Origin of the sequence: Blautia glucerasea (assembly GCF_020537505.1) — a bacterium.
Lineage (GTDB): Bacteria > Bacillota > Clostridia > Lachnospirales > Lachnospiraceae > Blautia_A.
Window position 1 is genome coordinate 13,021 of record NZ_JAJBMO010000025.1, and the last position, 18,152, is coordinate 31,172.

The window sequence follows — 18,152 nt, forward strand, 5'->3', positions numbered from 1 at the left end:
ATATCAGTCCTGCTCCATATAAGATAGATTTAGTATAAAATATGAGGTATGATTTTGGCAAGAAATTATTTTGAATATTTTAGATTATTGTTGTCTTATTTTGAATTTTCAGAACTTTTCACGATAATATAAGTGGATTTTCGTGCAGATTTACTACAAACAGAGACTAGAGCGTATTTTAAACAGGCTCTGGTAATAGAATTTCTAATTATAAAAAATCCAACCAAACAAAAGTGGATCGCAATAAAATAATCGTCAATCCACTACATAAACCTAAAAAAGGGAGGGTACGACTCCATTGAATCACACCCTCCCTAAACTTTTTATTCAATTCCTTTTTTGTAAATTACAGTAAGTGCTCCGCAGCCAACTGTGATGAAGAAACCAATGATCATTGAGAAAAGCATTTTAAGCCCACCGTACGCCATAAAAAACTGGAAAGCAAAATCATAATGCTTGTCATACTCCCAAAAGAAATTCCAGCGATACCCAATTACAAAAATTGCAGTCATAACTGTAATAAACAGGTACAGCACTCCACAGATAGGAATTACATGGGTTCTAACTTTATCCATGGTCGTATTATGCACATAACGACTGGTTTTCAGAACTGCAAACAACACTACAGGTACAACATAGAGCAAGGCCATAGCAATGAGACCTAAAGCACCCATAAATGTAGCACCGGCTCCAACAGAACTGGTAATCCACTGAGCTCCCACTACAAAAACTTGAAGGGGAACAAAAACTTCACCACTATTTTGCAGCATATAGCTTAAATCGTAGAAAAATCGTGTTTGAGATGATGCTTCCCCTGCACTCAGTACGATTCCTGTTTCCTGTGAGAATACCGGAGCAACGCTGCCCAATGCATCACAGATGATAAACGGCAGCAATAATGTAATCAGGAATCCGATCACACAGAGAATCCGGACAGCCTGTTCAACACCGACGCGCCATGTTACCTGTTCTTCTTTTTCCAAAACGACAGCTTCATTCGTCATATAGATTACTCAACTTCCTTTCTTTGTAAACTATTCCGCTTTTATCCAAAGGTTGGAGCGGCAAAATTCGAATCTGCAAAGACCGTATTACTGGAATCCCACTCATACCACTCAACAGGCGCAGCCGAACCCCAGGAATAAGACAAGGAATCCAGATCCGTACCATTCGCTTCGTTATAAGCGGTAAGAAAATCTGTTTCATCAAAATTATTGCTATAAACAGATTGCAAATGCTCAGCAGCACCCCAATAGAAATAATTGGCATCCAGCATATCCAAAACGAAACCATTGTCTGTTTCTTCAACAGCATAAAGACTTGGATACTTGGTTATACTGCCATCTGCATTTTCATAGTTGCTGACTCCCCACTCACTCCAGGTCTCCTGATCATTAAGATCCACATCACTGTTGCCGTTTCCAACTTCGTCTCCTTCTGAATTATACATAGAAAATGTTCCATCCTCTATTTTCCATGTTCCATAATGATAAGTATAAGTACTCGTAGGCTGACCAGGCACCAAACCTGAAACGTGTCCAATCCTATATGTACCATCCTTATAAAAGGTCAAAGCAGCCTCTAGATCTACAGCGTTGTTGCCGTAACTGTCCTCACAGTAGGTTTGGTATAAAACTTCTTCACTGCTGCTGTCCTCACTATCTTCGGCGGGAATACGACACCCCGCTAATGAGGTGACACACAGTGCCAATATGGCACTGCGTGAAAAGAGTTTTAAATTTTTTTTCATATCCTTCTACCTCAACAATTGTATTTGATTAGCTCAAAGAACCAATAACACTTTGGTCGTAATTAATCTTATTCAGCACTTTCCTGCTGGCTGAGCTGTTTCAGCTTCTTTTTCCTCCTAATAGTCCGGACAAGCATGGCAGCACTGCCTATCGTGCCAATTAAGCAAACAGCTATTAACGCACGCAATGCATTCTGCCACCACGGTGTCAATGTACGAATTACGGTATTTTCTGTAAATCCATCCAATGCAAAGCTATTGACAACCTGATATAAATTGTGTTTTGCACTGTCTTTCAACTGAGAAATCAGCAGTTTATCACCTGCATTCGCCAATTCCATAATTGGATCAACAATGTTTGGTGAAGCACTGGCAAGGAACTTTGTTGTACCATAGATCACACCATCTACGCCATCCATGTAATCCGCCTCATACATATCTGTAATAAAGGAGCCCCACATACCGAACTCATTACGCAGCACATTAATCTGAGCATTGGAATCCTGTCCTGCCCAAACCATACCAAGCCTGTTAAAGGATGTCATAACACTGACCAAACCGCCTTTTTCCGCAGCATATTCAAATGCTGGCAGATACACTTCACGGATTGTCTGCTCATTCGCCCAGGTAGAAATGCCGTGACGATTGGTTTCCTGATCATTTAACAGGTAATGCTTAGACATAGCATAAGCACCTTTTTCCTGTAAACCTCTTGTCTCAGCAGCGCTGACCATACCAGAAATAAATGCATCCTCAGAATAATACTGGGAATTACGGCCGCCATAAGGAGTTCTATGGATATCCAGACCCCAGCCCCAAAGATTTATCAACTTATCACTGCCGTCACGATGGTACATATTCTCGGCAGTAAGGCGTCCCATCTCTTCCAGTAACTCATCATTGAATGTTGCCGCACGTAAATCACCGCCTGTGAAAGAAATGGTCTTTTCCTCACTATTGGCGACAGCCCCACCATAACCACTCGGTCCGTTAGAGTCCTTTGTAGCCGGAATACCAAGCCGAGCGATCGGGCGTCCCACATCCTGGCCAAAAGTAACATTATCTACCAGTTCATCAACCGTCAGCTGGTCCATAAACTTGTCCCATACCTCACTGTCAAAAGGCTCACCTATCAAGTCAACAACTGTCAGGTCATTGTCTGCACCAGTAACTGGCATATCCATCTGGGCGTTAAGGGTTTCATCTGTTTCATAAGTCTGTGGTGCTGCCTGTTTTACCATCTCATCATTATACTGTACCTGGTAATAGGTTTTTGGGAAAGTACCTACCCAATCGGTTCTGGAGAGATAAACAATACTGTTGCCAGCAGCCTGTGCATCTTCATCTCGATTTAAATCTGCATGATCAAACTGATTTGTAATAGCAACGCTTTCGCCAGATGCATCTGAGGTTGCAAACACCTGATCATCAAAATCATATGTAGTTTTCCATACAAGGCTTGCATCTCCGCTTTCATTCAATTCAGCCATACGCTGGGCAGCCTCGTCCATACCTTCGGTTTTCATTGTCAGAATATTGTTCATTGCATCGTGAACATCTTCTCCTACCGTAAGGTAATAATCCCCTCCATCGCGGATGTAAGTTTTGGAAACATTTGCATCATAGCTGCGCATTTCTTTCTGATCCACCGGAATCGTAACATTAATGGAACTGTTTGCCGGAATTTCAAATTTATCATATGCAACCAGCTTGATCGCACTTTCCTCAATTCCATTTTCACGGTCACGCTCGCTATAAGGTGTCTGCATATAAAGTGTTACAGAATGAAGCACATCCGTGGAACCACTGTTTTCAATAACCATACTTACATCAAAGGTTCCATTTTCGTCATTTACATCCACAGAAAAATCACTATAGGAAATTCCCGTATTGTAATGAAGACCCTTTCCAAATGGCTCTGCAACATAGTCATCATAAGACCAATTGACATATGCATTATTTTCATTACCATTCAGAATGTAATCCTCATAACGTGTTTCATAATAACGATAGGAATGATAAATTCCCTCCTGATAAGTAACACTGGTATTCCAGTAATTACCCTGTGCGCCTCGCCACTTAGCCTGTTCTTCCTTAACCTGACGCAGTACTTCATCATCCACCTGGGACAAATCAGCTGTCACATAACCAAAGTTAGACATTTCAGGCAAAAGCTGGTTGTCTACATACATTGTGTCAACTAAACGTCCGGAAAAATCCAGTCCATCTTTGTTTGTAAGAAGATTTGCAATACCGGTTAATGTATCCGTATCGTTAATGTCCGCACTTGTCCAAACCAAAGCATCTACCCCGCACTCCGGATCATTAATGAAAGCTGAATCAATACTGTTAGATGTTGTGATTAAAACAATTGTTCTTTTAAATACGCCTTCATCTTTTAATTCCTTGATTGCTGTAAGCAGACCGCGTTCATTCTCTGAAAAAGCCAGATAATCCTGTGCTTCCGCATATGGACTGGCACTGTTATTTCCACTGTGACCGGAAACACAATCTGTACCCTCACTAGACCGTCTTCCAAACACTACTAATGCGGTATCACCAGTATCATTACCAAGTACTTTGCTTACTTCGCTCCAGGGAACCTCTCGTGGATCTGCTCCAGTTCTGGGCTGATAGTCTCCCTCGTAGAAGCTCTGATAGCCTTCATAAAGTGACTTGTTGACCTGAATTCCATTTTCTTCCAGACTGTTTTTCAGATCAAGATAAGCCGGTGCTGCAATACCAAATATACTAATTTTATCATTTTCACTTAGGGGGAGCGCCGGTTCACCATCTGTACCAGCATCATTTTTGACCAGTGTTGTTCCCTCTTCTACTATTCTTTGGTAGAGAGCATGATCATCCTGAATCAATCGAGTCTCATCTTCCTGGGTGAAATCATAATCGCTGGCTGATAATTCAGTCAGCCCCTCCACCTGGGTCGTATCAATGCCCAACACGGAGTTCAGTGCCCCTTTATATCTGAGTGCATAGGAGTTGCCGATCAATGCGACGATCAACACCGATACAAACAGAAGCGTCCAGAGGAACCAGAATTTTGTTTTGTTTCTTTTTACTTTTACCACTTTCCACCTCTCGCTTTCTTTCCCGATGGGGTGGAAATCACTTATCTTATATAGAGTTTTTCCCTATTAGCTTCCACCACATTTTCGGTTTTTTTACTGCACAGAAATGTCTGTGTAGAATTTCTTGTATTATATTTTGAGGTGAAAGCTCCGTCAATAAAACTGTCCTAACTCGACATTCAGCTGTCCCATAATGCAAAAAACGGGAAAGATCACTTTAGATCTTTCCCGGGAAAAAATATATTTAAACAAAATGTTTGCTCTGGAGGCGTACCTTGAGTAGATATACTGACATTCCCCCCGTATTTTTGAGTTACCAGAGATATGCTCTTTAATCCGAATCCGTGGTATTTTTCATCTGCTTTTGTAGTCTGCGGCAATCCATTTACAAAGGACAATTGATTCTCAAAATAATTTTCAATACGCAGGAACAAAAGCTCTTCCCTTTTGCCCATTGTCAAATTAATCTGCCGCCTGGAAGTATCTTTTAATTTGAGCACCGCTTCTATAGCGTTATCCAGGATATTTCCAAACAAGCAGTAAATATCATTGTCATCCATAAACCCCAACGCAGAACCATCTATCATGCAAGTAATTCCTATTTGGTTATTGGCACAAAATAAGAATTTCTCTGTTAACACCACATCTAACGCTTCATTTCCTGTTTTCAAAACGGAATCGTAAACAGTCGCGGCCTGCTCTAATTCATCCGCCGTTGATTGATCCAACTGCCCTCGCTGGCTCAGAAGGATATGCTTTAAATCATGGCATTTAACATTTAACGTATCAATAGTTTCTTTGCTGAGGCGGTAGTGTTCCTGATCCCTTAACCACATATAATGAATCAGGTCTGCCCTGGATTTTTCCTTATATCTGGAAAAAATACTGAACTGAAAAAACAGGATCAAAAGGCATGCAATAACCGAATACATACTTTCTACCCATTTTGTGAGCACTCCCCTGGGTTCTGCACTCTGCCACACACTAAGCACCACATTTACCAGCAGGACAATGACTGAAAACAGAATCACTTCTTGATTATCAATATTAATACATTCCTCATTCTGAAGTAATTTTGAAAATGTCTGATAAAAAACCACATAAATAAATGCCATCACCAAATATTGTATAAAATATTTTTCCAGTGAATCCGGAAGTGGAAGGAAAATATGTATAAATTGATAACAGAAGTAGGCAATATGCTGCACTGAATATCCGGCCAATGCGCAAAATAAAAGACTCAAAATCCGTTCGTTATAACATAGATACCCGAAAAAGACACAGGCAGCTACAACTGCAACACAATATAACACCCGATACCAGCAAACCCATACAGAAGTAAAATCCGGTGAGGCAGGGGAAACTGGAGCTGGAGGCACTACCATAAACAACAATATGTATACTGTTATGGATATAAGCACTCGTGCAATATAATTCGAGCGTCTTTTTCGACCAATAAGAAACATCCAAACTGCTATTAATAACTCAAACGGGAATAATGCTCCTGCCAATACATCTTCACCAAAAATCAGAAAATTGCTGATCATATTTTGATATCACCTCCCAAGTACAATGTCAAACGATTTAGGAACTCACTTTGTTTTGTCCTGCTAATAGGAAGCTGGATACTGCCCAATTCCAATATTTGGCCATGTACGCCTGTTACATAGCGCAAGTTCACTAAATAACAGTTGTTACATCGGGCAAAATTCTCCATTTCCAGTTTCTGTTCCAGTTCTGAAATTTTACCTCTCGCCACGATTTCTTCATCTACCGTATAATATGTGAGATAATGCCCTTTTACTTCTACATACTTAAGATAGCGGAGACTTACTCTGCGCTGTCCGCGATCTTTGTTTAGAGTAATATATTTTTCTGCATTTAGATTAATATATCGTATAGCTCTTCTGACTTTTGGAACAAAACTGTAATACTCAAGAGGCTTTAAAACATAATCCAGGGCTCCAACTTCATATCCCCGAATTGCATACTTTGCTACTTTAGTAACAAAAATAAGCAGTACACCTGTGTCCAGTTTCCGCAGCTTTCTCGCTGCCTCCATACCATTCATATGCGGAAGTTCAATATCCATAAAAATCAGGTCATACACTGCGCGATAACCTTCTAAAAGGGCTAAAGGACTATGGTACAACGTGATTTGAAACATTTCCCCCTCTGCTGTTTCAAAATGATGTAATATTTTTTTTAATATTATAATATCTGACTCCTGGTCCTCAACTATTGCTACACGAATCATACCCTCCTCCTTTCCCCTGATGTAATGGAATAACAAGCAGTCTAATAATAAAATTTTATCATCCGCCTTACTTTTTTGCAACCTTGCCAGTTCTCAGAGCCTCCACATTACCACAGGATCTTTATCCGTTTATCTGCGGAAGCTGATATTCCCGTACACCTTCATATCCAGATAATGCCAATAATAAAAGCAAATCGCGCTGTGGGCCCTTCCAGGATTCTGCGTGTTCATACCATTCGTGGATGGTGTGCTCTCCGCCGCCTTTGCCGCCCCAGCCTACGGTGATGGCTGGGATTCCCAGACTAATGGGGATGTTAGCGTCGGTGCTGGCCGCGCCGATGTATAGAGTTTCCATACCAAGTGCCTGGTTTGCTGCATTGGCAGCCTGGACGATCTGGCAGGATTTATCCTGGGTGCCAGCGGGACGCTTGCCTTTTTGTTCGAAGGTGACGGTGACAGGGTTCTCTTTGTCCTCCCAACGAGCATTTTCCTCCTGAACTGCGTCTTCTATAGCCTGGTGGAATTTCGCAGACAATCGGGTAAGTTCTTCTGCGTTTACAGAGCGCATATCCACCAGCATAGAACATTCTGCCGCAATTACATTTACAGATGTGCCGCCGTTTACTACGCCTACACTAAACGTAGTTTTCGGATTTTTCGGTGTCTGAAAATCGCTGATCTTTGCGATGGCTCTTCCCATTGCATGGATCGGATTGGGGATTCCAAAGCCAGTGAAACTGTGTCCGCCAGTTCCGCGGAATGTCACAAGGTAACGTTCACTTCCCACCGCCTGGTAGATGATTCCAGAGGTGTTTTTGTCGTCAATGGAGACGAAGCCGTCGTAGTGGTTTTTGGATTTCGTTGAAAATGCACTACTCTTCATTGACTCTGTTTTTTTGGAAAACTGAACGCTTTCCATAGATTCTGTTTTCTTTGAAAGCTGAACACTTTCCAGGAACTCCGTCTTTTCCTTCGCTACAGTCATATCTTTAAATGCGTGCTTAATTCCACGCAGATCGCCCAGTCCCTCCTCACACACATTTGCACAGAAAACAATATCTCCCTCGCCTCGAATTCCTGTGGCATTTAGTGCTCTTGCCAGACTGAGCAGTTCTGCTACTGCCCTGGTATCATCCCCGATTCCCGGACAGCTGTAGCGTTCCCCCCTTTTTTTCAAGGTAAGATCTGTCTCTCTGGGAAAAACGGTATCCGTGTGTCCTGCAATCATGATTCTCGGTCCATTTCCTGTACCTTTCCATGTTCCCAACATATTTCCTACTTCATCAATATGCACATCCGAAAGGCCCGCATCCACCATCTTCTTCCGGACATATTCCGCTTTCTCTCCTTCTTCATAAGAAGGCGCTGGAATCTGGCACATTTCCAGGTGCTCACGTAAGGTTCTTTCGTCATCCTTTTGCAGAAATTGTAATACTTCCTGCACCTTTTTATCTTTCAGTAATTTTTCCATAATCTTTCCCTCTCAATCATAGAAAAAGCCAGAAAGTTCCAGCATTCCCAGCCCAAACCTCCTGACTTCTATAACTATCACAAAATACTCCAAAACAGACCATCCAGGGCTCTCCCGAGAGGATTAGCCGCAATTGGCAGTTAGTTCAGCGCAGCGTTGCGACGGTCTGCGTGGAATATACCATGCAGAACCGCGTCCACCAAATGAATTTACAGTCTCTCTAACAACTTCTCCAAGTCTGCATAACTCTCAATATTATTTGACTCCCTGCGAAGTCCTGCACTGTGGGGCATTCCGGCTGTATACCATGCCACATGCTTGCGCATTTCCCGAATCCCGATGAACTCACCTTTTATTCCAATCTGAGCACGGGCATGCTTCAAAATCATCTCTTTTACTTCGGTAAGAGAAGGTCTGGCCAGCTCTTCCCCTGTTGTAAAATAATGATTCATCTCTCGGAAAATCCATGGGTTTCCTTCCACGGCCCGTCCTATCATCACCGCATCGCACCCAGTCTGACGGAAAAGTGCCTCTGCTTTTTTCGGTGAATCCACATCTCCGTTTCCAATAACCGGAATGGAAACAGCTTCCTTGATTCTGGCAATTGTCTCCCAATCCGCTGTTCCGGAATAAAATTGCTGACGCGTCCGTCCATGGACTGCAATCGCTGCAGCCCCGGCATCTTCCACACGTTTCGCAATATCCACAATATCCACCGGCTCATTCTCAAATCCAATACGAACCTTCACTGTAAGTGGCTTCTCAATAGCCGAAGAAACACTTTTCACAATCTCCACGATCAGATCCGGATTTTTCAAAAGAGCAGAGCCTTCGCCGTTATTTACTACTTTCGGCACCGGACACCCCATATTGATATCCAGAATATCCAAAGGTTCCCCCTCGATTTCCTTTGCCACCTCTGCCATAAGCTCCGGCTCACTTCCAAAAAGCTGGAGAGAAATAGGATGTTCCACAGGATCAATCTCCATCAACGCCCGGGTATTCTTGTTCTTATAGGAAATGGCCTTGGCGCTGATCATCTCCATGCAGAGAAGCCCTGCGCCCTGCTCTTTGCAAAGTCTGCGAAAAGCAAGGTCAGTAACGCCCGCCATCGGTGCTAAAACAAATCGGTTAGGAATCTCCACATTACCAATTTTCCACTTCATGTTTCTCGGCACTTCATATTTCAAATTATCCACACTGCTTACTCTCCTTGAGTCTCTTTATCCACATCTTCCCCAAGGAAAAACACACGATAATACATTTCCAGAGATTCCAAAAGCTCCTCTTTCTCTACGCGCAGCTTTTTAATCTTCAGTGCACCGCCGATATCGTCATAGAATCCATCTGCCTCGGTAGCCTCTGTTTTAAACTGCAGGTTTCCGTGATCATCAAATTCCAATGTGAAAATTCCACCAATCTCTTCTGTAAAAAGGACGCACATGATCTGCAGCTCTTTCTTCACATGATCTGGCAGAGAATCAAAATCTTTATTAAAATAATATTTCTGCTCATAGGCGCTTGCGCCGCAAAGTACTACGTTATCCTGATACAATTAAATCCCACCTTTCATTTTTATTCGTGTCAGCAACAACATTTTCGCAACTGATATTCCCGATTCACTGTAATGTTACAATAATCCGCAAGGAATATCATTTGCGAAAGTGCTCAAATAACACAATCTTTATACATAACTATACAGCCCGCGAACCGAAACTTCTCCTGCGCTGACAGCTACGATCGTTCCATCTGTTTTCTCCACAAGCAGCTCTCCGCCATCTGTAATACCTCTGGCAATTCCCTCATACGGCTCTTTCGCCAGTACGCGAACCGGCTGATTATAGTTGGCAAGGATACTTTCATACTCATCCTTCAGCCCGCTAAGGTCACAGGTTGCTGCGAATTTCTCATAATATCCTTCAAAAGCTTCCATCACCAGCCCTGGAATCTGGCTTCTGTCAAATTCCCTGCCAGCCTCCAGATAAAGGGAAGTAGCCTTGTCCGCCATCTCTTCCGGAAACTCTTTGATATTTACATTAATTCCCACTCCGATGACTGCATAGTCAATTTTTCCATCTCGAACCCCCATTTCCGTAAGGATTCCGCATATTTTTTTGTGGGAAACCACCACATCGTTAGGCCATTTAATACTTACGTCAAAACCAAGATCCTTCACTGCTTTCGCCACAGCCATACCCATTACAAGGGTAAGGGTTGGTGCATACTGAGGTTCAAATTTCGGTCTGAGAAGAATGCTCATCATAACGGAAGTACCTTCCGGCACCTCCCAGGAGCGGCCAAGACGGCCTCTTCCAGCTGACTGAAATTCTGCCAGTGCAAGAGTTCCCTCCGGTGCCCCCTCTTTCGCCAGACGCTTAATCCACAGATTGGTAGAATCCATTTCTCTTGCAAAATGGACGGTTTTGCCCGCCCATTTTGTATGTATCTGATCTGCAATTGTGGTTTCGTTATAGATGCTGCCTGCGGCAGCTTCTTCACGTAATTCTTTCTCGGAAATCATTTTCAGATACCCTTTCTGTAATTTTCAATTACCCCAAGCTCTTTAGCTAAATGATACTTCTTATCCAAAGGATAAAAAGGGAAACATAAGAACATAGGAATAATCGGAATTTATCATTATCTGGAAGCTGAATTATTTATTCTCCGGCTCGCCCAGTGTAGCAACCATAACCGCTTTAATGGTATGCATACGGTTCTCAGCTTCGTCAAATACCTTGGAAGCCGGGGACTCGAAGACTTCATCTGTTACTTCCATATCCGTCAGGTTGAAGCGCCCGCCCATCTCTTTGCCAATCTTTGTCTTAAGATCGTGGAATGCTGGCAGGCAGTGAAGGAAAATAGCTTTCTCCCCTGCATTTTTCATAACTGCGGATGTTACCTTATATGGTGTCAGATCATGGATTCTCTCTTCCCATACTGCATCCGGCTCGCCCATGGATACCCATACATCTGTGTAAATAACGTCTGCGTCCTTAGTTCCAGCTTCTACATCCTCTGTAAGAGTGATGGTTGCACCGGACTGGGCTGCGTACTCTTTACACTGTGCAACTAACTCATCATTCGGGAAATATTTCTTGCTGGTGCAGGCTACGAAATGCATGCCAAGCTTGGAGCAGGCTACCATCAGGGAGTTACCCATGTTGTAACGGGCATCTCCCATGTATACCAGCTTAATTCCCTTCAGATATCCGAAATGCTCACGGATGGTAAGCATATCTGCTAACATCTGGGTTGGATGATACTCGTTTGTCAGACCGTTCCAAACCGGAACACCTGCGTATTTTGCAAGGTCTTCTACGATCTCCTGGCCAAATCCACGATACTCAATACCATCATACATTCTTCCAAGAACTCTTGCTGTATCTGCAATGCTCTCTTTCTTACCGATCTGGGAGCCAGTCGGATCCAGGTATGTGCTTCCCATTCCAAGATCATGTGCAGCAACTTCGAAGGAACAACGTGTTCTTGTGCTGGTCTTCTCGAAGATCAGGGCGATATTTTTGCCCTTGTAATACTCGGTAAGCTCGCCTGCTTTTTTCTTTGCTTTTAACTCAGCGGATAAATCAAGAAGATACAGAATTTCCTCTGGTGTAAAGTCTTTTAGTGTCAAAAAGTTTCTGCCTTTTAAGTTCATAATAATTCTCCTCTATCTTTCCAGATTAGCCAGTCATACAAGTCTTCCAGTCTTTCACTTTCCAGATCGGCCATGTTCAGCTTTCATTGCATTGATTTCCTCGTTCCGAGAACGTTACTCTTCTTTCTTATCCTTCTCATCCACAACAACTTCCTTCAAAGAAGCTGCCAGTCCTGCCAGATTCTGGATTTCGGATGGGATAATAATCTTAGTGGACTTACCATCTGCCACTTTTGCAAGCGCCTCGAAGCTCTTCAGGGTAAGAACTGCATTGTCAGCGCCTGCCTCTTTGATCATACGAAGGCCTTCTGCATTCGCCTTCTGAACCTTGAGAACTGCCTCTGCCTGACCTTCTGCCTCTTTGATCATACGCTCTTTCTGAGCTTCTGCACGAAGAATTGCGGCCTGTTTCTCAGCCTCTGCATCAAGAATTGCAGACTCCTTTTTACCCTCCGCAACAAGAATGGTGGATTTCTTCTCACCTTCTGCGATCAGAATAGCCTCACGTCTCTCACGCTCTGCCTTCATCTGCTTCTCCATGGCTTCCTGAATAGCAGCCGGAGGAATGATATTCTTAAGCTCTACACGGTTTACCTTGATTCCCCATGGATCAGTCGCCACATCAAGGGAAGCACGCATCTTGGTATTGATCACCTCACGGGAGGTCAGGGTTTCATCCAGTTCCATATCACCGATAATGTTACGCAAGGTAGTTGCGGAAAGATTCTCAATGGCCATGATCGGATTCTCAACGCCGTATGCGTACAGCTTCGGGTCTGTGATCTGGAAAAATACAACGGTATCAATCTGCATGGTTACGTTATCTTTTGTGATAACCGGCTGTGGTGGGAAATCTACAACCTGCTCTTTCAGATTGACTTTTCTTGCCACACGCTCTACAAACGGAAGTTTGAAGTGTACGCCGGTTCCCCATGTTGCCTGATAAGCGCCTAAACGCTCAAGTACGATCGCATATGCCTGGGGTACGATGCGGATGCAGGATGCCAGGATCCACAAAACCAGAATGATAACGATCAGTAGAACTAAGATACTTCCCATATTTACGCCTCCTATTTACTTGAGTTTTCCGACCATAAGCTGGTCAGCATTTTTATCTGCAGGTAATCTGACAGCATCAGCCACTCTGTTACTATGGACGCACAATAAGCCGAACGCCATGAACTGCCTCGATCACCACTACAGTCCCCACCGGAATTGTTACGCTGTCGTCGGATGTCCGGGCCATCCATTCAATGTCGTTAATGCGCACCTGGCCAGTCTGGGCCAGATTGTCGATCTGCTGGATCACAACAGCGCTTTTCCCCAGAAGACCTTCCACATTTGTTTTTTCTGTGCCTTTATTCATAAGCTTCAAAGCCGCTGGCCTTGTGAAAAGAAGCAACACAAGTGAAACACAGAAAAACAGAAGAAGCTGCGGCACGATTCCCATTCCAACACCAGCTGCTATAGCAGCAGCAAGCGCACCTCCAGCAAACCAGATGGTGGTAAGTGCCGTGGTAAGCCCTTCAATAACCAGAAGCACAGCCAGGATTCCCAGCCACATAATAGGTGTCATAAGACTCCCCCCTTTTTCCTACCGTCTCTGCCTCGCCGCCTCATACATCAGAATTCCAGCAGCCATAGCTGCATTCAGGGATTCTACCTTGCCGCACATTGGGATCCGGATAAGACAGTCAGCAGCTTCTGCCGCCGCTTCTGTAAGGCCGTTCCCTTCATTTCCGATAAGAAACGCTGTGCCGCCCTGATAATCCTCCTGATCATAGGAATTCTTTCCTTTCAGGTGGGCTGCAAAAGTACGGATACCTCTTTGCTCCAGTTCTGCCTTTAATGATACCACATCCTCCACATATAGGAAAGGCATTCTGTAAATAGATCCCATTGTGGAACGGATCACCTTGGGATTTGTGATATCTACGCAGGTTTTGGTAAGGAAAATACCGGAAACACCAGCACCTTCCCCAGTTCTGAAAATCGTTCCTGCATTTCCAGGATCCTGAAGATCCTCCAGAACCATTACCAGAGGAGCGTCTCCTTTCAAAATGTCTTCCACAGTCCATACTGGCTTCTTCAGCACCGTAAGGATTCCCTGTGGGGTTTTGGTGTCGCACATCTGGCGGAAAACATTGTCTGCCACGATTTCTCTTTTTTCTTCTGGAAGTGCCATAACCTGTGTCATCAAAGATGCATCCTCCGTTAATGACCCGGTTACATAAACCTTGGAAATCCAGTCCCTGGGAGCTTCCCCGAACATCTTCCGTCCCTCAGCCACAAACAGGCCCTGTTCTCTACGAGCCTTGGCTTTCTGATTTAACTGTATGATATTTTTTACCTGTGTATTATTTGCACTGGTTATCATAAATTATCCTCCATGCTACAGCGGTTTCCGGAATTTGTTTAAATCCTCATTCCTGCCAACTGCCACCAGAATACATCCCGCTTCCAGCTTTTCAGAGGGATCCAGATTTACATTCACTGAATCGCCCTGTTTCACCGCAACCACATTGATATAGTATTTCTCACGGGCTCTGGTCTCGGAAAGGCTTTTTCCAGCCCAGTCTGCCGGAATCCGAAACTCCGCCATGCTGAAATCTGCAGACAGCTCAAACACGTCCTCAAATCCGCTGGCTGTAAAATTACGTGCAACGCGGACACCCATGGAACGCTCCGGATAGATCACCTGATCAGCACCAATCTTCTCCAGGATCCGGCCATGAAGTGAATTCATAGCCTTTGCCAGAACAAGCGGAACTCCCAGATCCTTCACCTGCATGGTGGCTGTAATACTGGCTTCCATATTCTCTGCAACTGCAATGATCGCAACATCTACATTCTGCACGCCAAGGGATTTCAGGATTCCAGGCTCGCGCACATCAGCCCGCACCGCATAGGTAACTCTATCTGCAATTTCCTGAATATTCTCGTCTTTATCATCAATTGCCAAAACATCATAATCCGACTCAGCAAGCTCTTTCGCCAGGGTCATTCCAAACTGCCCCAGTCCGATTACTGCAAAGGATTTTCCGCTCATTGTAATCTCCTTTAAAATCTGCCATGAAAGCAACGGACTTTCATGCGGTATAATGTCGCCCACAGACAACATTTCTTATCCTATCATAATATTCTCTTCTGCCAGATGCACATCCCTGGTACGCTTCTGCGCACGGGATACAACAGCGGCGCCCAGTGTCAGCGGACCAATTCTTCCAAGATACATAGTAAAAATAACGATCCATTTGGCAGGTGTATTCATAACGGAAGTCAGTCCTCTGGAAAGACCTACCGTTCCAACTGCGGAGGTAAGCTCATACAGCACATCCACAAATGAAGCCTCCGGCATTACTGCAAAAATCCCCAACACGGAAATAAACAGCACACCAAACACCATTCCCACTACAACCTGTGCGGAACGGATATAACTGCTGCGGATCTTTCTTCCGTAAACCTCCACATCTTTTTTTCCCCGAAGGTTGGTGATGATACAAAGTACAATTACCGCAAGTGTGGTCGTCTTCACCCCGCCGGCAGTTCCCATAGGAGAACCTCCCACCAGCATAAGAAACAGACAGCTCATTACACTTCCGCTGGTCAGCGCTCCCTGATCAATTGTAAAAAATCCGGCAGTTCTTGTAGTCACAGACTGAAATGCCGCAGCCATCAGTTTCTGTCCAAAAGACAGTTTTCCCAAGGTGTCCGGATTGTGATACTCAAAAAGGAGAATCAGAACAGTTCCTCCTGCCAGTAAAATCCCGGTTGTGGTCAACACGATCTTACTCTGCAAACGAAGCGTCCTAAAAAATCTGCCAGGAGAAAGCTTCTTTTGAAAAACCATTTTTATTCTTTTTCCGAGATCCCACCATACGGGAAATCCAAGTCCAGAGGCAATGATCAGCCCCATGGTAACAATATTCAGCAAAGGGTTGGTCACATAATCCGCCAGGCTATTCTCTCCGAGAAGATCAATCCCCGCATTGCAGAAGGCTGAAATCGCTGTAAAAACAGCCTGCGCAAGCCCTTTCACAAGACCAAATCTTGGAATAAAGCAAAACGCATAACCTGCTGCTCCAATCCCTTCTGCGGCAAATACACAGAGAACCACCTTTTTTACCACGGTTACAAGACCGGACATCTGCTCCAGATTGTAGGATTCCTGGATCATCCGACGGTTTCTCAGACTAATCTTTTTGTTTAGGTAAATAAAAATAATGCTGGCAAGTGCGATCAGGCCAATTCCGCCAATCTGTATCAGCAGAAGGATCACCAGCCTGCCGGCCAGACTCCAGTGTGTGGCCATAGTCACCGTCACAAGCCCGGTTACGCACACACAGGTGGTGGCTGTAAACATGGCATCTGAGAACGAAGTGGTCTGGCCTGCTGCGGTACAGAAGGGCAGCCACAAAATTAGTCCCCCTACAAAAATTACCCCCGCAAAGCTGAGGGTAATGATCTGTGCCGTATTCAGTTTGTGCAATTTATATTGCAGGTTTTGAATGAACATAAGCATCCTTTATGTTATTATTCACTGAAGGCATCACAAAATACACCTTTGTGGAGAATTCAGTGAGCAATAACTCTTTTATAATTACGGTCCACCTGCTGCCGGCGCACCGGAATAATCCCGGGACACGCGGCTAAAACAAAGTGAACCGTATTTTTGCTATTATTTCTTATAGTTATGGGAAAGGGACTCGCAAACTTCCCACATATATGGAGTTACGCTCTTCTCCATTGCAAGAGCTTCATTGATATCGAAATCAACGAAATCACCATGGCGGTATCCAACAACACGGCTCTTCTTGCCTTCCAGAAGAAGGTCTACTGCCATAGCACCCATCATAGATGCATATACACGGTCTTTACATGTAGGGCTTCCACCACGCTGCATGTGACCAAGGATAGTAGCACGTGTCTCGATTCCTGTAGCAGCCTCAATACGGGTTGCCATAGCCTGTGAATGACCGATACCCTCTGCATTGATGATGATATGGTGTTTCTTACCCATCTTACGGCTCTCAATAATGTTATTGATCAGCTTCTGCTCATCATAGTCATATTTCTCAGGGATCAGAACATCCTCAGCTCCGTTGGCGATACCACACCACAGTGCAAGCCAGCCGGCACCGCGTCCCATAACCTCGATGATACTGCATCTCTCATGGGAAGTAGAAGTATCACGAACCTTATCAATTGCTTCCATAGCTGTATTAACAGCTGTGTCAAAACCGATGGTGTACTCGGTACATGCAATGTCAAGGTCGATGGTTCCTGGAATACCGATTGTATTGATTCCAAGGTTGGCAAGCTTCTGGGCGCCGGCAAAGGAACCGTCTCCACCGATTACAACAAGTCCATCAATACCATGCTTGCGGCAGATCTCTGCACCACGCTGCTGTCCTTCCGGTGTACGGAACTCGGCACATCTTGCAGTGTAAAGAATTGTACCACCACGCTCGATGGTGTCAGATACATCTCTTGCTGTCATGTCGATGATCTCTTCATTTAAAAGACCGTTATAACCTTTCTGAATACCTTTTACTTTAAGTCCGCTGGACAGTCCACGTCTAACAACTGCACGGATTGCAGCATTCATTCCAGGAGCGTCACCGCCGCTGGTCAGGACACCAATGGTCTTAACTTTGTTTTCTGCCATAATAATCTCCTCCATCTTATGAATCGTCGGGAGCTGTGTCTCCATTTTACTATGAAAGTCCTGGACGGCAGCCGTGAATTCGTCATGCTTGCATGTCGAATTCATGGATATCGGACAGGCTGGAACGTATGAGTAAGCAGGGCGTTAGCCCGGATTACGAATACGTTCGGCAGTTGCGGAGCAACTGACTTTCATATATGGTAATGTCGCCGGAGACGACATGTCCGTTTAGTGGAAGCGCCCTCGTTTTTCTATACACATATTC

16 protein-coding genes are annotated in these 18,152 nt (G+C 44.3%); all 16 read right to left on the minus strand.

Going from position 1 to position 18,152, the window contains the following annotated elements; genetic code table 11:
• Positions 1-323 precede the first annotated feature (323 nt).
• Positions 324-983: a hypothetical protein gene (locus LIQ05_RS15790; RefSeq protein WP_226822192.1), complete on the minus strand. Its 660-nt coding sequence runs from the start codon at positions 981-983 to the stop codon at positions 324-326.
• Between the two features lie 62 nt (positions 984-1,045).
• Positions 1,046-1,750: a hypothetical protein gene (locus tag LIQ05_RS15795; RefSeq protein WP_226822194.1), complete on the minus strand. Its 705-nt coding sequence runs from the start codon at positions 1,748-1,750 to the stop codon at positions 1,046-1,048.
• Between the two features lie 68 nt (positions 1,751-1,818).
• The gene (locus LIQ05_RS19955) at positions 1,819-4,836 is read right to left on the minus strand and encodes a glycoside hydrolase family 3 N-terminal domain-containing protein (RefSeq protein ID WP_226822195.1); all 3,018 of its coding nucleotides are present in this window, start codon (positions 4,834-4,836) and stop codon (positions 1,819-1,821) included.
• Positions 4,837-5,048: 212 nt separating this feature from the next.
• Complete coding sequence (locus LIQ05_RS15805) at positions 5,049-6,383, minus strand: ATP-binding protein (protein WP_226822197.1); 1,335 nt, start codon at positions 6,381-6,383, stop codon at positions 5,049-5,051.
• The gene (locus LIQ05_RS15810) at positions 6,380-7,093 is read right to left on the minus strand and encodes a LytR/AlgR family response regulator transcription factor (RefSeq protein ID WP_226822199.1); all 714 of its coding nucleotides are present in this window, start codon (positions 7,091-7,093) and stop codon (positions 6,380-6,382) included. Before LIQ05_RS15810 ends, LIQ05_RS15805 begins: the two co-directional genes overlap by 4 nt.
• 121 nt (positions 7,094-7,214) lie before the next feature.
• A complete protein-coding gene (locus LIQ05_RS15815; RefSeq protein WP_226822201.1) occupies positions 7,215-8,564 on the minus strand; it encodes a M20/M25/M40 family metallo-hydrolase in 1,350 nt (449 codons plus the stop codon).
• Between the two features lie 209 nt (positions 8,565-8,773).
• Positions 8,774-9,730, minus strand: coding sequence for a tRNA dihydrouridine synthase DusB (gene dusB / locus LIQ05_RS15820; RefSeq protein ID WP_226822264.1), 957 nt, complete (start codon positions 9,728-9,730; stop codon positions 8,774-8,776).
• A 38-nt stretch (positions 9,731-9,768) separates the two neighbouring features.
• Positions 9,769-10,119, minus strand: coding sequence for a DUF6145 family protein (locus tag LIQ05_RS15825; RefSeq protein WP_226822203.1), 351 nt, complete (start codon positions 10,117-10,119; stop codon positions 9,769-9,771).
• A 129-nt stretch (positions 10,120-10,248) separates the two neighbouring features.
• The gene (locus LIQ05_RS15830) at positions 10,249-11,085 is read right to left on the minus strand and encodes a biotin--[acetyl-CoA-carboxylase] ligase (protein ID WP_226822205.1); all 837 of its coding nucleotides are present in this window, start codon (positions 11,083-11,085) and stop codon (positions 10,249-10,251) included.
• A 132-nt stretch (positions 11,086-11,217) separates the two neighbouring features.
• Positions 11,218-12,219 carry an ornithine carbamoyltransferase gene (argF, locus tag LIQ05_RS15835; protein WP_226822207.1) on the minus strand — a complete coding sequence of 334 codons (1,002 nt, stop codon included), beginning with the start codon at positions 12,217-12,219 and terminating at the stop codon, positions 11,218-11,220.
• A 114-nt stretch (positions 12,220-12,333) separates the two neighbouring features.
• Positions 12,334-13,278 (minus strand): SPFH domain-containing protein, encoded by a 945-nt coding sequence (locus tag LIQ05_RS15840; protein ID WP_226822208.1) that lies wholly within the window; start codon positions 13,276-13,278, stop codon positions 12,334-12,336.
• A 91-nt stretch (positions 13,279-13,369) separates the two neighbouring features.
• Positions 13,370-13,795 carry an NfeD family protein gene (locus tag LIQ05_RS15845; RefSeq protein WP_226822210.1) on the minus strand — a complete coding sequence of 142 codons (426 nt, stop codon included), beginning with the start codon at positions 13,793-13,795 and terminating at the stop codon, positions 13,370-13,372.
• Between the two features lie 18 nt (positions 13,796-13,813).
• Complete coding sequence (locus LIQ05_RS15850) at positions 13,814-14,596, minus strand: TrmH family RNA methyltransferase (protein ID WP_226822212.1); 783 nt, start codon at positions 14,594-14,596, stop codon at positions 13,814-13,816.
• 15 nt (positions 14,597-14,611) lie between these two features.
• Entirely contained in the window at positions 14,612-15,268 is a 657-nt protein-coding gene (locus tag LIQ05_RS15855; RefSeq protein WP_226822214.1) for a potassium channel family protein, read from the minus strand.
• A 75-nt stretch (positions 15,269-15,343) separates the two neighbouring features.
• The gene (locus LIQ05_RS15860; protein WP_226822216.1) at positions 15,344-16,636 is read right to left on the minus strand and encodes a TrkH family potassium uptake protein; all 1,293 of its coding nucleotides are present in this window, start codon (positions 16,634-16,636) and stop codon (positions 15,344-15,346) included.
• A gap of 261 nt (positions 16,637-16,897) precedes the next feature.
• Positions 16,898-17,887, minus strand: a complete 990-nt coding sequence (gene pfkA / locus LIQ05_RS15865) for a 6-phosphofructokinase (RefSeq protein WP_226822218.1) — start codon at positions 17,885-17,887, stop codon at positions 16,898-16,900.
• Positions 17,888-18,152: the final 265 nt, after the last annotated feature.